The sequence below is a fragment of the Rhodobacter sp. SY28-1 genome (assembly GCF_005222785.1).
Classification (GTDB): domain Bacteria; phylum Pseudomonadota; class Alphaproteobacteria; order Rhodobacterales; family Rhodobacteraceae; genus Tabrizicola.
Genome location: NZ_STGH01000001.1, coordinates 122974 through 136854 on the forward strand (window position 1 = coordinate 122974; position 13881 = coordinate 136854).

At 65.2% G+C, this 13881-nt stretch carries 11 protein-coding genes; 2 read left to right on the top strand and 9 right to left on the bottom strand.

All coding sequences use genetic code 11. The features are described from left to right. Positions 1 to 10: 10 nt before the first annotated feature. Both E8M84_RS00630 and E8M84_RS00635 read right to left on the bottom strand, forming a co-directional pair. Positions 11 to 949 carry an aldo/keto reductase gene (locus tag E8M84_RS00630; RefSeq protein WP_137109246.1) on the bottom strand — a complete coding sequence of 313 codons (939 nt, stop codon included), beginning with the start codon at positions 947 to 949 and terminating at the stop codon, positions 11 to 13. A 188-nt stretch (positions 950 to 1137) separates the two neighbouring features. After that, positions 1138 to 1989 (bottom strand): helix-turn-helix domain-containing protein, encoded by an 852-nt coding sequence (locus E8M84_RS00635; RefSeq protein ID WP_170971805.1) that lies wholly within the window; start codon positions 1987 to 1989, stop codon positions 1138 to 1140. Positions 1990 to 2071: 82 nt separating this feature from the next. On the opposite strand from E8M84_RS00635, the gene pobA reads away from it, so the two are divergent. After that, entirely contained in the window at positions 2072 to 3235 is a 1164-nt protein-coding gene (gene pobA / locus E8M84_RS00640; protein WP_137109248.1) for a 4-hydroxybenzoate 3-monooxygenase, read from the top strand. Positions 3236 to 3292: 57 nt separating this feature from the next. Here pobA and E8M84_RS00645 read toward each other — a convergent pair whose 3' ends face one another. From E8M84_RS00645 to aroC, 4 genes are all read right to left on the bottom strand, one after another. Then, positions 3293 to 4606, bottom strand: coding sequence for a TRAP transporter large permease (locus E8M84_RS00645; RefSeq protein ID WP_137109249.1), 1314 nt, complete (start codon positions 4604 to 4606; stop codon positions 3293 to 3295). Further along, positions 4603 to 5127: a TRAP transporter small permease gene (locus E8M84_RS00650; RefSeq protein ID WP_240790252.1), complete on the bottom strand. Its 525-nt coding sequence runs from the start codon at positions 5125 to 5127 to the stop codon at positions 4603 to 4605. The genes E8M84_RS00645 and E8M84_RS00650 overlap by 4 nt, the downstream gene beginning before the upstream one ends. 48 nt (positions 5128 to 5175) lie before the next feature. Next, the gene (locus tag E8M84_RS00655; protein ID WP_137109250.1) at positions 5176 to 6201 is read right to left on the bottom strand and encodes a TRAP transporter substrate-binding protein; all 1026 of its coding nucleotides are present in this window, start codon (positions 6199 to 6201) and stop codon (positions 5176 to 5178) included. Between the two features lie 567 nt (positions 6202 to 6768). Beyond that, a complete protein-coding gene (aroC, locus tag E8M84_RS00660) occupies positions 6769 to 7869 on the bottom strand; it encodes a chorismate synthase (RefSeq protein ID WP_137109251.1) in 1101 nt (366 codons plus the stop codon). 306 nt (positions 7870 to 8175) lie between these two features. Here aroC and E8M84_RS00665 point away from each other — a divergent pair, with 306 nt between their 5' ends. Further along, a complete protein-coding gene (locus E8M84_RS00665; RefSeq protein WP_137109252.1) occupies positions 8176 to 9198 on the top strand; it encodes a TerC family protein in 1023 nt (340 codons plus the stop codon). Positions 9199 to 9261: 63 nt separating this feature from the next. Here E8M84_RS00665 and E8M84_RS00670 read toward each other — a convergent pair whose 3' ends face one another. The 3 genes from E8M84_RS00670 to E8M84_RS00680 are packed head-to-tail and all read right to left on the bottom strand — an operon-like array spanning position 9262 to position 13879. Next, positions 9262 to 11574 carry a sulfatase-like hydrolase/transferase gene (locus E8M84_RS00670; protein WP_137109253.1) on the bottom strand — a complete coding sequence of 771 codons (2313 nt, stop codon included), beginning with the start codon at positions 11572 to 11574 and terminating at the stop codon, positions 9262 to 9264. Then, positions 11574 to 12989: a hypothetical protein gene (locus tag E8M84_RS00675; RefSeq protein ID WP_137109254.1), complete on the bottom strand. Its 1416-nt coding sequence runs from the start codon at positions 12987 to 12989 to the stop codon at positions 11574 to 11576. The genes E8M84_RS00670 and E8M84_RS00675 overlap by 1 nt, the downstream gene beginning before the upstream one ends. Continuing rightward, complete coding sequence (locus E8M84_RS00680) at positions 12989 to 13879, bottom strand: glycosyltransferase family 2 protein (protein ID WP_137109255.1); 891 nt, start codon at positions 13877 to 13879, stop codon at positions 12989 to 12991. The genes E8M84_RS00675 and E8M84_RS00680 overlap by 1 nt, the downstream gene beginning before the upstream one ends. Between the last annotated feature and the right edge of the window lie 2 nt (positions 13880 to 13881).

Consider the following 13881-nt stretch of genomic DNA (forward strand, 5'->3'; position numbering starts at 1 on the left):
GTGCGGCGCCTTACAGGTTCAGAGTTTCAAGGTCCGCCGGGGTCAGTACCAGATCCACCGCCCGGGCAAAGCTTGCCACATGCTCGGGCTTGGTGGCCGATGCGATCGGCGCCGTCACCCCGGGCTGCGCCAGAAGCCAGGCCAGCGCAACCTCTGCCGGTTTGGCGGCGTGCCGCTCGGCCACTGCATGCAGGGCAGCCAGCACCGCAAACCCGCGGGGGTTCAGATATTGCTGGACATCCCCGCCGCGCACCGACTGGCCAAGGTCCGCCGTCCCACGATACTTGCCCGACAGGAACCCCGAAGCGAGGCTGAAGTACGTCACCACGCCTACGTCCTTCGCCACGCATAGCCTTTGCAGTGGGCCTTCGAAGCCGGCGCGGTCCATCAGGTTGTATTCGGGTTGCAGCACCTCGACCCTTGGCACGCCAGTCAGGGCCAGGGCGCGGCCAAGAAGGTCGGCGTCGAAGTTCGACACGCCAATCACCCGGGCCTTTCCCGCCTGAACCAAACTGTCGAAGGCCGCGAATGTTTCCTCCAGGGGTGTGCCCGCATCAGGGCGATGGGCAAAATAAAGGTCGATGACATCGGTCTGCAGCCGCCGCAGAGATGCCTCGACCGCCTCCAGAATCCAGCGCCGCGACAGGCCTTTCCGCTCCGCCCCTCCCATGTCCGAGCCGACCTTGGTGCAGAGCGTGATCCGCTCGCGCATCCCCGGCCTCGCCTTCAGCCACTCGCCGATGATCGTCTCGCTTTCCCCACCCCGATTGCCGGGGGCCCAGGTCGAATAGACATCGGCCGTGTCGATGGCATCGAACCCATGATCGACGAAGGCATCCAGCAAGGCATGGCTTTGCCGGGCGTCCAGGTTCCAGCCAAAGACATTGCCCCCGAATACCACAGGGGCAATGGTCAGCGCCGATCGGCCCAGTGTGCGCTTCTTCTGCATTCTCTTGCCTTTCCTTGCCGCTCAGGCCTGCCTGATCCGGTCTTCAGTGACCATAGCACGCGGCGCAGCCGCCGACAGGGCTGCCACCCGCGATGCGGCCTGGGCCTGCGACCGCAGTCGCCCGCACATCAACCAGGCCCGCCGCGGCCTTCTCGGCCTGCAACAGATAAGCGCAACATGCGCGGCGCCTACTGCACCAAGGGCTGACCCGCCGCTTCGTCCGCATCAAGCTTCTTGCGGTATTCCGTTGGCGACAAGCCAGTGCAGCGCCGGAATGTGCGGGTGAAGTAAGCCTGGTCCTCGAAGCCCAGCGCATAGGCGACCATCTGCACCTGCATCCGAGTATAGGCCAGCATGCGGCAGGCCTCGCGCAGGCGGACCTGCTCGATGAAGCCATGCGCCGACAGGCCCGAGGCCTCAAGGCACAGCCGCCGCAGGTGACGGTCCGACAGATGCAAGGCCGACGCATAGTCCGCCACCGACCATCCATCCGCCAGATGGCTGCGGATCAGTTCTTCCAGCCGGGCCAGCCTTGGCTGCCGCGCTGCCGGATCGGGCGCCCCGGTCAATGCGCAGACATCGCACACCAGATCGGTCGCCGCCGCGCGCAGGCGCAGGTTGCGCAGCGCGGACGTCTCGCCATGCAGCGCCGAAATCCTCTCGAAGGCGGCGGACAGACCGCTTCCTTCAACGTGGAACGGGGCCGCGAGCAGCGCCACATCGGGGCCGAACAGTTCGGGGAAATCCGCCGTGGGCAGGGTCAGCACATGACCATCAGTCCCCGCCGCGAACACAAAGGCATGCACGATCCCCGGCGGGATGTTCAGCACGACCGGCGGCTCGGGCCTGACCGTGCGTCCGTCCATGGTCACCGCGATGCTGCCACGCCGGATCAGGAAGATCTGATGCAGGTTCACATGCCGATGCGCCGCGATGCGCCAATCCATCCCGGCGGCGCGGTCAACGATGCGTTCGATGTGCAGGATGTCAGGAAAGGGGCTCGCCTCTCCGTACAGATGCCAGACCGGAATCGTGTTCATGGCCGGAAAATACCAGCATTCCTCCTCTGCGTCCATTCGCCATCCGCCCGGCATCGGGCACAAGTGGTATCAAGGGGGACCCATGCGCACTCAGGTAGCCATCATCGGGGGCGGCCCGTCGGGACTGCTGTTGTCGCAACTTCTGAACCGGGCCGGGATCGCGACGGTCGTCCTGGAACGGAAAAGCCGCGACTATGTGCTGGGCCGTATCCGCGCCGGGGTTCTCGAAACCGGGCTGGTCGATCTTCTGCACGAGGCCGGCGCCGGGGACCGGATGGACCGCGAAGGGCACCTGCACGACGGCTGCAAGCTGGCGCAGAACGGCCGGATGTTCCGCATCGACTTCCGGCAGGCCTGCGGCAGGCAGGTCATGGTCTACGGCCAGACCGAGGTGACTCGCGACCTTTACGCCGCGCAGGACGCCATCGGCGCCACGGTGATCCACGACACCGAAGACGTCGCGCTGCATGACCTGACCGGCACGCCCTTTGTGACCTGGACCGACGCCGGCGGCAGCCACCGGCTGGACTGCGACTTCATCGCCGGCTGCGATGGCTTTCACGGCATCAGCCGCCAGAGCATCCCCACCGATGTCCGCCGCGAGTTCGAGAAGATCTATCCCTTTGGCTGGCTTGGCATTCTCTCGCACACGCCCCCGGCCGACAGCGAGCTGATCTATGCCGCCCACGACCGAGGCTTCGCACTGGCCTCGATGCGCAGCGCGACTCTGTCCCGCTCTTACATCCAGGTCCCGCTGACCGACCGCGTCGAAGACTGGTCCGACGACGCCTTCTGGACCGAGTTCAAGGCCCGGATGCCTGCCGAGGTCGCCGACCGCCTGATTACCGGCCCTTCGATCGAGAAATCCATTGCGCCCTTGCGCTCGTTCGTGTCCGAGCCGATGCGCTGGGGCAGGCTCTTCCTCTGCGGCGACGCCTCGCACATCGTGCCGCCCACCGGTGCCAAGGGGCTGAACCTTGCGGCCTCAGACGTGCATTACCTCTATGAAGGCCTCACCGCGCATTATCGCGGCGACGACCGCGGGATCGAGGCCTACTCGCAGCGCGCCCTTGCACGGGTTTGGCAGGCGATGCGCTTCTCGTGGTCGTTGACCATGATGATGCACCGCTTCCCGGGTGCCAGCGACTATGACCGCCGCATGCAGGACACCGATCTGGCCCAGCTGGAAACCTCGGAAACAGCGCGGCGCCTCATGGCCGAAAACTACACGGGTTTGCCGTACTGACAGCCCCGGGCCAAGGCACCCTCACAGGGGCGCCTTTGCCGGTCATCCGATCCGCCCCTACCAGACCAGAAACAGGCTGATCGCCGGGAACAGCACCAGCACGATCACCCGCAGGATGTCCGAGGCGACGAACCAGATCACCGCCCCATAGGTCTGCCGGATCGGCGTGCTGCGATCCATCGCGTTGATGACGAACAGGTTCAGCCCGACCGGAGGCGTGATCAGCCCGACCTCGACCACGATCAGCACCAGAATGCCGAACCAGATCGCCATCAGGTCGGGCGACATGCCGAAATCCAGCGCCTGCATCACCGGAAAGAAGATCGGGATCGTCAGCAGGATCATCGACAGGCTGTCCATCAGGCAGCCCAGCACCAGATAGATCACCAGGATGATCGTCAGCACGGTCCAGGGACCAAAGCCCTGCGTGATCACCCATTCCGTCAGCAGGTCGGGCATCCGGGTCAGCGACAGGAAGGCGTTGAAGAACCCCGCGCCCAGCACGATGAAGAAGATCATCGCCGTGCCGCCCGCCGTGGCCAGCAGCGCCTGCTTCAGCCTGGGCCAGTCCAGGCCGCCCTGCAGCCAGGCCAGGATCGCCACGCCCAGGGCGCCGACCGACGCGCCCTCGGTCGGGTTGAAGATGCCCTGGTAGATGCCGCCGACCATCACCCCGAAGATGATCAGCACCGGCCAGACATCCCGCAGGGCGCGGAACCTTTCGGCATAGGGCAGACGTGGCCCGCGCCCCGCCGCCTCGGGATGGCGCCGAACATAGAGCGCGATCACCAGCATGTAGCCCAGCGCCGCCAGGAACCCCGGGACGAAGGCCGCCAGGAACAGCTTGGCGATGTTCGTTTCGGTCAATGAAGCATAGATCACCAGCACGATCGACGGCGGGATCAGGATGCCCAGCGTCCCCCCGGCCGCCAGCGCGGCCGTGGACAACCCCCCGGAATAACCGGCCGAGCGCAATTCGGGCAACGCCACCCGCGCCATGGTCGCCGCCGTGGCCAGGGACGATCCGCAGATCGACCCGAACCCCGCACAAGCCCCGACCGCGGCCATCGCCATGCCACCCTTGCGATGCCCAAGCCAGGCCTCGCCCGCCTTGAACAGGGCCCGGCTCATCCCGCCCAAACCGGCCAGATGCCCCATCAACAGGAAGATCGGCACGATGGACAGCGAATGGCTGGAAAAGGTCGTATAGGTCTCGGTCTTGAACTTCGACAGGACCGTGTTCGGGCTGCCCGTCATGATCCACATGCCCGCAACCCCGCAGACCAGCATCGCCAATCCGATGGGCGCGCGCAGGAAGATCATCCCGAGAAGCACGGGGAAGGCGAGAAGCCCGATCTCAAACGGCGTCAATGGTCTGCTCCCCCGGCCAGGGGCCGCGTCTCGCGCCCGGTCAGGGCGGCCTGGATGCGGTCCCAGGCGGACCATAGGCCCACCAGGACCCCGATCGTCGCCGGGACCATGCACAGAGCGTAGGACCACCAGATCGGGAACTGCAGGAACATCGAGGTTTCGCCATTGCCAAGCTTGCCCTGCATCCCCTCCCACAGCCGTGCGGCGATGAAGATCATCACGGCAGCCGCGACCAGCTCCCAGAAGGCGACGATGATCCGATTCGTCCGCAGGCTCATCGCCCCGGCGAAGACATCCACCGTCGCATGCGCGACTTGGACCTGGGCCAGCGGCAGAAAGCTGAACACCGCGAAGGCGATTCCGGCTTCCACCAGCTCATAATCCCCCGGTACCGGGCCAAGCCCCAGCGGGATCAGAGCCCGGCCCAGAATGCTGAGACAGGTCATCAGGATGATCAGGACCAGCACGATCCCGCCAGCCATGGCCGAGATGTTGGCCAGTCGAAGCACGAATTTGGTCACGGCCACCTCTGCGAATGGCGCCGGGGCAGTGGGCCCCGGCACACTGCCTTACTGCGCCAGAAGGGCCTTCGCCTCGTCCAGAAGCGCCTGCCCGTCGATCCCGGCAGCCGTCATCTCCTCCAGCCAGGCCGCATAGGTCGACTGCGCCGCCGCTTCCCATTCGGCGGACTGCTCGGCCGTCAGGGTCACGATGTTGTTGCCCAGATCGACCGCCATCTGCCGCGCGCCCGCATCGGCTTCCTGCCCGATCCTGCCCGCCATCGCAGAAAACTCGACCCCGGTATTCGCATCGATGATCGCCTTCAGGTCATCGGGCAGGCCGTCATAAACCGCCTTGTTCATCGCCAGCACGAAGGCCCCGGTATAGAGCGCCTTGCCGGTGAATTCGGTATGGTTCTTCACCAGCTCGGACGTCTTCAGTGCGCCGGTCACTTCCCACGGAATGATCGTCGCATCGATCACGCCCTTCGACAGGGATTCCGGCACTGCCGGAACCGGCATCCCCACGGCCGTCGCGCCCAACGCCGAGACCATGATGTTGGTCACGCGGGTCGGGGCGCGCAGCTTGACGCCGGCAAGGTCGGCCGGGGCCAGGATCGGGTCCTTCGAATGGATCAACCCCGGGCCATGCACCCACATCCCAAGGACTTTCATGTCCTTGTATTCGGTGTCGAACATGTACTTTTCGCCCAGCGTGTACAGCGCGCGTGAGGCGCTCTCGGCGTCGGTCATCATGAACGGCAACTCGATCACTTCGGTCCGCGGGAACCGGCCGGGCGTATAGCCGGGCAGAGTCCAGACGATGTCCGCGACACCGTCAATCGCCTGGTCGATCAGCTCGGGCGGCTTGCCCCCCAACTGCATGGCCGGATAGTGCTCGAACTTGATGCGACCGCCGGACTCTGCCTCGATCTTCTTCATCCAGGGCTCCAGGATCTTGGCGGGAACCGGGGCCTGGGCGGGCAGCATCTGGTGCAGTTTCAGCACCACATCCTGGGCCGAAGCGGACAGCGCCAGCAGCGAAGCCACAGCGGTGGTCGCCGCCAGCCGGACGATTTTGCGTAGGGTCGTCATGGTATCCTCCCATCATCGGCCAAACTTTCGGCCTTTCTGTTTTTCCTGATATTCCAGTGCATTGACTGACCAGTTCCCGGTCAGGGTCACAAAGGGTCGGCGGTCCGTTCGGCCTTGGGAACTTGCGGCCTCTGCCAGAAGACACGGTCCGGTCGTTCAGCGTTCGCCACCCAGTTTCGGGGACTTGACCCGGTCTCGCTCCTCCGACCGGGACCTGTGCCGCAGGTGCCCGCACTCCCTTTCCGGCCTAGCCCCACCATCCGACGTGATACGGATCATAGGGCAGTCTTCCAATCAGGTCAGCCCTCTCAACCGCTTACTGCTCGGGTCTCTGCCGGATCAGGAGCAAGTCCGTCCGTCCATCCTGTGTTCCTCCGCCTCCATCCCGGTCCAAACTCTGTGACAATGCGCCGCAGGCGTGGGAGGATAGGGCGCAAATCGGCCCTGAAAAATGGACTTAACGGGAAAAAACTTGCACTTTTCAGCCATCGGACCCGTGCCGGACGGCACTGCTCGTCCGTCGCGCGCCAGCCACCGGAAAACGGACGCCAGCACCCCGCCCGGGGGTCAGCCGATCCGGCCGCGCGCACCACCGGTCTGGCCCCGGTCCAGCAGCAGATGGTCCAGGATGACACAGGCCATCATCGCCTCACCCACCGGCACCGCGCGGATGCCGACGCAAGGGTCGTGGCGGCCCTTGGTAATCAGGTCGGTCTCTTGCCCCGCAGCCGTGATCGTCTGCCGGGGCGTCAGGATAGACGAGGTCGGCTTCACCGCAAACCGGCACACCACCGGCTGACCCGTCGAGATCCCGCCCAGAATGCCGCCCGCGTGGTTGGACAGAAACTCCGGCCCGTTCGGCCCCATGCGGATTTCGTCAGCATTCTCGACGCCGGTCAGCGCGGCAGCTGCCATTCCCTCGCCGATCTCGACACCCTTCACCGCGTTGATCGACATCATCGCGCTGGCCAGATCGCTATCCAGTTTCCCATACAGAGGTGCGCCCAGCCCCGCCGGGACGCCCTCCGCCACCACCTCGATCACCGCGCCGACCGAGTTGTGGGACAGCCGCAACTCATCCAGATACTCGGCCCATTCCACGGCGGCCACCGCATCGGGCACCCAGAAGGGATTCTGCTCGATCTGGGTTGTGTCAAAACGCGCGCGGTCGATGGTCTTCGTTCCCATCTGCACCATGTAGCCCGTGATCTTCAGTCCGGGAACCAGTGCCGTCAGAACCTGCCGCGCCACCCCGCCCGCGGCCACCCGTGAAGCCGTCTCCCGCGCCGAAGACCGCCCGCCGCCGCGATAGTCCCGGATGCCGTACTTCTGGTGATAGGTGATGTCCGCGTGCCCCGGCCGGAAGGACTGCGCGATCTCGCCATAGTCCTTCGACCGCTGGTCGGTGTTCTCGATCATCAGCTGGATCGGCGTGCCCGTGGTCTTGCCCTCGAATACGCCCGACAGGATGCGAACCTCGTCCGGCTCCTTGCGCTGGGTGGTGAACTTGTTCTGCCCGGGCTTGCGCTTGTCCAGCCAGGGCTGGATGTCAGCCTCGGCCAGCGCCACGCCCGGGGGGCAGCCGTCCACCGTGCAGCCAATCGCCGGCCCGTGGCTTTCGCCCCAGGTGGTGACGCGGAAAAGATGTCCGAAGGTGTTCAGGCTCATGGCATGTCCTCGCTGCCGCTTGGGCATACAGGCCACGCCGCCCCTGCCACAAGCCCCGATGCCCGCGAAAACCGGCCAACCGGCGCCGTCAGGTCACGGTTCCGTGAAAAAACCTTGATCGTCGGGGTTGAATTGTCGCACCCCGCCCCCACCTACCGATCTGCGGGCCGGGCCCCTCTGACGTTGCCACCCCTGCGTGGCCTCGTGATGTCGGACCGCATCGAGAAATCGTGCTCGATGTCATGCCCGGCGCCCTGCTCCTGAAAAGGCTGACCTCTCGACGCATCAATCAAGAGGTAAATGGGGATGGAATTCCTCTTCGTGCTTTTCGTCGGCAAGCCGCTTTGGCTATGGCTGATGTTCCTGGCCATCGTTGTTGCGCTGATGGTTTTTGACCTTGGCGTTCTGAACCGCGACGACCACGAGCTTGGCGTTGCAGAAAGCCTGAAGCTGTCGGCTTTCTACATCGCCATAGCCATCGCCTTCGGCGGCTATATCTGGTGGGCCTGGCAGAACGGAACGCTGGTCACCAGCGACGGGTCAAACCCCGTGGCAAGCTATTTCCAAGGCTACATCATCGAGAAAGTGCTCTCGATCGACAACGTCTTCGTCATCTCGCTGATCTTCGGCTACTTCGCCATTCCGCGAAAGTACCAGTACCGCGCCCTCGTCTGGGGCATCATCGGCGTCATCATCCTGCGCGGCATCATGATCGCCATCGGGGCCGAGCTGATCTCGACCTACAGCTGGGTGACCCTGATCTTCGCCGCCTTCCTGGCCTTCACCGGCATCAAGATGCTGGTGGTCCCCGAAGGCGACATGGATGTATCGAAGAACCCGGTGGTCAAGTTCGTGTCCAGGCACATGAACGTCACGAACGAGCTGCGCGGGCAAAAGTTCTTCGTCCGTGAAACCAACCCCGCGACCGGCAAGCTGATGCTGTACGCAACGCCCCTCTTCGTGGCGCTGCTCGTGATCAACGTGGCCGACCTGATCTTCGCCGTCGACTCGGTGCCCGCGATCTTCCTGATCACCACCGACACCTTCATCGTCTACACCGCGAACATCATGGCGATCCTTGGCCTGCGCGCGCTTTACTTCGCGCTGGCCGCACTGGTGCACCGCTTCCACTACTTGAAATACGCGCTGGCCGTGGTGCTGATCTTCATCGGGTTGAAGGGCTTCTACAGCTACTTCTTCGGAAAGTTCGACCCCTACCTGTCGCTGGCGATCACCATCGGCATCATTGCGGCGGGCATCTTCTACTCGCTTTGGAAAACCCGTGGCGATGACGACGGGCACGGGACCGAGGTCAAGGTGGCCGAATAAGGCCGCTGGCAGAGGCAGGCAGAGCAGTCGCCCGTCCCGTGTGTCCTCACGGGGCGGGCGTTCCTATTCCGCGCCCTGCCTTATCTGGGACAGAACGTCATGCCCCTCGGGCACCCCGGTGATGCGCAGGACCGAAAGCCCAAGCGTCACGTCCACCAGCCCATCCGGGCGACGCGTAACCTGCGGCGGCTTCGGCCAGGCCGACAGGTCATAGACCTGCCCCGCCTGCCACTGGCTGACATGCGTCACCCCGCCATAGGCCAGCACGAAAACCACCGCCCCCGGTCCCGGGTCAATCAGATTGATCCCCGTCCCTGCATGCACCGTGTCGTTCCCGCCGCCCAGCCGCACCCGGTTGCGCCCCGGCCCAGTATGGACGACGGATGACCCGTCTCCGTCGTGGATCTCGTCATTGCCATGCCCGCCGAAGATCCGGTTCCGTGCCGCCGTGCCGATGATCGTGTCATCCCCCGTGCCGCCGTCCAGCACATCGCGTCCGCCACCACCGACCAGTCGGTCATTCCCCGCCCCGCCATAGAAGAAATGGAGTGAGCTTTCCGACACCGAAATCGCCCGCAGCACATCGTCGCCTTCCCCGCCGTAGAACGTGGCCCCGCCATACTTCGGCCCGATCATCACGTCGTTCCCGCGCGATCCGCGGACATCGACCATCACCCGCTCGGTCGTCTCGAAATGGATCGGGCTTTCGGGATGCGCCACGATCCGCATCACGCGGGGTGATTTCTTCGCCGCCTCCGCGTCCTCGTGCCGGGCCAGCACCGTGGCGATGCGGATGTTCTCCACGTTCATCGGACAGTGCAGGACATAGCCATCCGGCCCGCCCAGATACCACAAAGTATCGGTGCCGCCGTCCTTGGCCTCCTTGATCTTCTCGGCCTCGGCCCCGTAGGCCCAGTAGTTGTCGTTGCCCCGCTTGCCCTCCAGCACCACGGACCCATCGACCGCCATCATCGCGTTGACCCCATCCGCCGGGTTCTCAAACCCCCGCAGGTCCAACCCAAGGTCCAAGGCCCCCTTCACCAACTCGCCCCGCAGCACGTCCATCGGGGCCGTCGCGATCAGGTTCTCCGTCTCACCCGGGTCGGCGACCACGTCGTAGACATGCTCCTCGCCGTTTGGATAGCGGAAGTAGCGGAACTGCCGATAGCCTTCGATGGAGGGCCGCACCGACAGCGTCCCGAAGACCGAAGTAATCGGCGATTTCGTCGTGTCGAAGCTCCCGAAACTCGGGTCCACCAGCGGCAGCAGACTTTGCCCCGAGGTCCAGTCCGGGCGCGGCGGCAACCCGGCCAACTGCATCACCGTCTTGGGGAAGTTGTGCAAGGAGACCGGCAGGTCGATCACCCGGCCTTCCGTCATCCGGGGCGACCAGATGCCCAAAGGGACATGCGCAGCGGAATCCCACTGGCTCATCTTGTGAAAGCTGTCGTGGTTCCCAAGGTTGAACCCGTTGTCCGACAGGAAGATCACCGTCGTCTTCCCCCCCAGAGGCGAGGCCTCCAGCGCGTCCAGAAATCGCCCGATCTCGTGATCCACATGGCTGATCGCCGCGAAATAGGCGCGGACCACCTGCCGCCAGCCATCGTCCCCGCCCTTTTCCGGCGTCCAGTTGCCGTTGGCGATATAGGCCGCCTCATAGACCGCAAAGCCGGGCGGCGGGCCGTAGTAATCCTCGGGCGCCGCAATGTCGGGCCAACGGATCTGCGCGGGGTCGTACAGCTGATAGAACCGGTCCGGGCATTCCAGATTGTAATGCGGATGCTTGAAACCCAACTGGATCAGGTGCCGCCGCTTCGGGTCAGCCCGCCCAAGAAAATCAATCGCGTTCTGCGCCACGGTAAAGTCGTAGAACAGATGATCCTGCGACCCGTCATCGTCGGGATGGTTGACCCCCGCGATCCCCGGCCCCCGGTCAAGGTAGAGGTGCACCTTCTCCCGCCCGGCCGAATCCTGTGCAGTCACGTCCTCATGGAACAGCACCCGGCGATAGCGTTCGGGCATCGGCTTGTAGGTCGCATCCACCTTGCCGGTGGTAAAGGTGTAGAACCCAGCCCGCCGCAGGTCGTAGACCCAGGCCTTCTCTGGCGGCAGCACCTGCCGCCAGAACCGGTTGAGGTCCACCAGCCCCGTCCGGAACGGTGACAGCCCGGTGGCCAGCTCTGCCCGGCACGGCGCGCACAAGGGGATCGTCGCATAGGCGTTACCGAACCGCACCCCGTTGTTCAAAAGCCGGTCCAGGTTCGGCGTCTGGATGCGAATGCCGAAGGTGTCGCGCCAGGTGAAGACGTCGATCATGTCATCCACCCAGATGACACAGATGTTGTCGTCCTTGATGCTGTCCGCGTTGAACGCCATCAGCCGCCCGTCAGCTTCAGGCGGGCAGGCAGCGCCCAGCGCCGCACCGCGCCCTCACCGAAATCCCCCCGCAACGCCCCCCGGTTCGCCGGGTAGGGGCCGTCACCGGGCGAAGCCGCATGGGCATAGGTGACAAACACCTCCCCCTCCGGCCGCTTCAAACACTTCAGCACCACCGCCTTCGCATCCGACGGATCAACCCCGACCGACGCGATCTTCGCCCCGTTCGTCACCCCCTCCAGCGCGAACCCGGCCAGCGGCCCCGCGCCAAAGGGATCGCCCGGGTCGATCACCAGCGAATCCTGCGCCTCGCAGATCAGCCGGATATCCGCCCCGCTGCGTTCCGCCAGCTGGATCACCGGGCACAGCCACTTGCCCCCGCCATGCACCGCCAGCAGCGCCTCGGTCAGCAGCACCGCCTTTTCGGCCCGGCCTTCGTCAGTCAACCGCCCGGTATCATCCATCCGGAAGGCATAGGACGGAGCCGCAAACACCAGCTGGTGGTCGCCGTGGTTCCACGACAGCTCCCACTGACCCTCCAGCCCCGGCCCGCGAGTAACGTCCCGCGTCCCGCAGTCGAAGGCCGACAAGAAGATCGGCCGCGCCAGCCCCTGTTTCGCCATACCGCGCGTGATCCGCTCCATCAGCGCGATCATCCCGTCGCGGTAGGCCACCGGGTCGCCCGTCAGGTCCTCCAGCGTGTAGTCCAGCACCACCGCCAGGACCTGAGCACTCACGCCCAGCCGCCCGGCCGCCGCCACCAGATTGGCAAAGCCCCGGTCCAGATTCGCCACCGCCGAACCCCCACCCAGATCATGCGCCGTCGCGGCCATGTCGGTCTCGGTCCGCACCACGATCAGCGGCAGCGACTGGTGCGCCGCCCGTCTCCGGGCCAGTAGTTCATCCGCGATCAGCGCCTCGACCGTCAGCTCGCGCAAAGGCTCCAGAGCGTCGGTCGCCACCGCCTCGCCAAGGCCGCCCTGACCGACCGCCCCGATATCATCCGCCGGGCCCAGCACATGCCAGCGGAACCGCGCCGGACCGGGAGAGCCCAGCCCAGCCCGCGCCCCGCCAATCCCCATGACCGCCAGCAGCGGCCCCCTCGCCTCGGCCACCACCGCCCCGCCCGAGATATGCCGCCGGTATCCCCGCGCACTGTCGGCCCCCGGCAGGTTCGCCTGGAAGAACACCCAGTCCCCCTCCCGCCGCGCGGCCCAAAGGTCCACATCGTCGGGCAGGTCCGGCAGCGGCAGCGCCTCGGCCCCCACCAGCTGCGGCTTCAGCTCCAGCCGAGCGGCAATATCGGCAATCACCTTGTCCGACAGCCGCAGCACCAGCCCGGTCTCGTCATAGCGGATGACATCGCCATTCTCGGCCCGGATGATGACGCCTTCGGGGGGAATCTTTTCAGCCATCAGAACAGCACCTTGAACCGTTCGGGCAGCCGGTAGACCCCCTTGGGCCGCGCCCCGCCGGGGGCATAGTAGACCACCTTCTTCTCGCGCCAGCCGTCGACCATTTCCTGCCGGAACTCGGGGAAATCCACCGTCTCGGCCCGGGGCTTCTCCTTCGACAGCGACTTGTACGTCTCCCACGCCGTATCCCAGCCGGTCTTCTGCCGCTCGACCTCTTCCAGCGCGCCGCTCTGGATCACCCGCTGCTCGCGCCGCTTGGCCAGCCGCGCTTCGGTCATGTCATGGTCGATGAAGCGCAGGTGGAACAGGTAGAGATGCGGGTCGAGATGCAGCTTCGGATGGTTGGCGAAATGCCCGCCCGGAGCGATGTCGATCTTGTCGCAGGTGATGCAGGGCTTGGCGTAGTTCGCGTTCAGCCGGAAGATCCGCCGCACGTCCAGGATGTTGCGCCCCTCTGTCAAGGGCTCCGGCTCCAGCGTGGGGTTGTGCACCATCTCGATGGCAAAGGGGGTCACCACCCGCGGCCCGCCCTTCACCACCAGGCTTTCCATGTAATCCGGCAGGCTGTCCGACACCGCCGGATCGACGCAGACGATCTCGTCCACATCGCCCACCAGCACCCAGTTGTAGAAGTTGGTGAACCCCGTCGTCAGCCGCGACAGCATCTGCCAGCGCCGCTGGTTAAAGCAGTTCCGCGTCTCGTCGAAAGGCAGGTAGATGACGTTGCAGCCTTCCGCGATCTTCTTGTGCTCGGGGTCGCCACCGTGGCTCAGGACAAAGCAGTTCTCGCGGCCAAGCTGCCGACCATAATAGTCGACCCAGCGGCGGAGAAAGAAGTGATCCCCGCCCACCATGGTCATCGCCATCATCCGGCCGCGCGTCTGGTCCATGT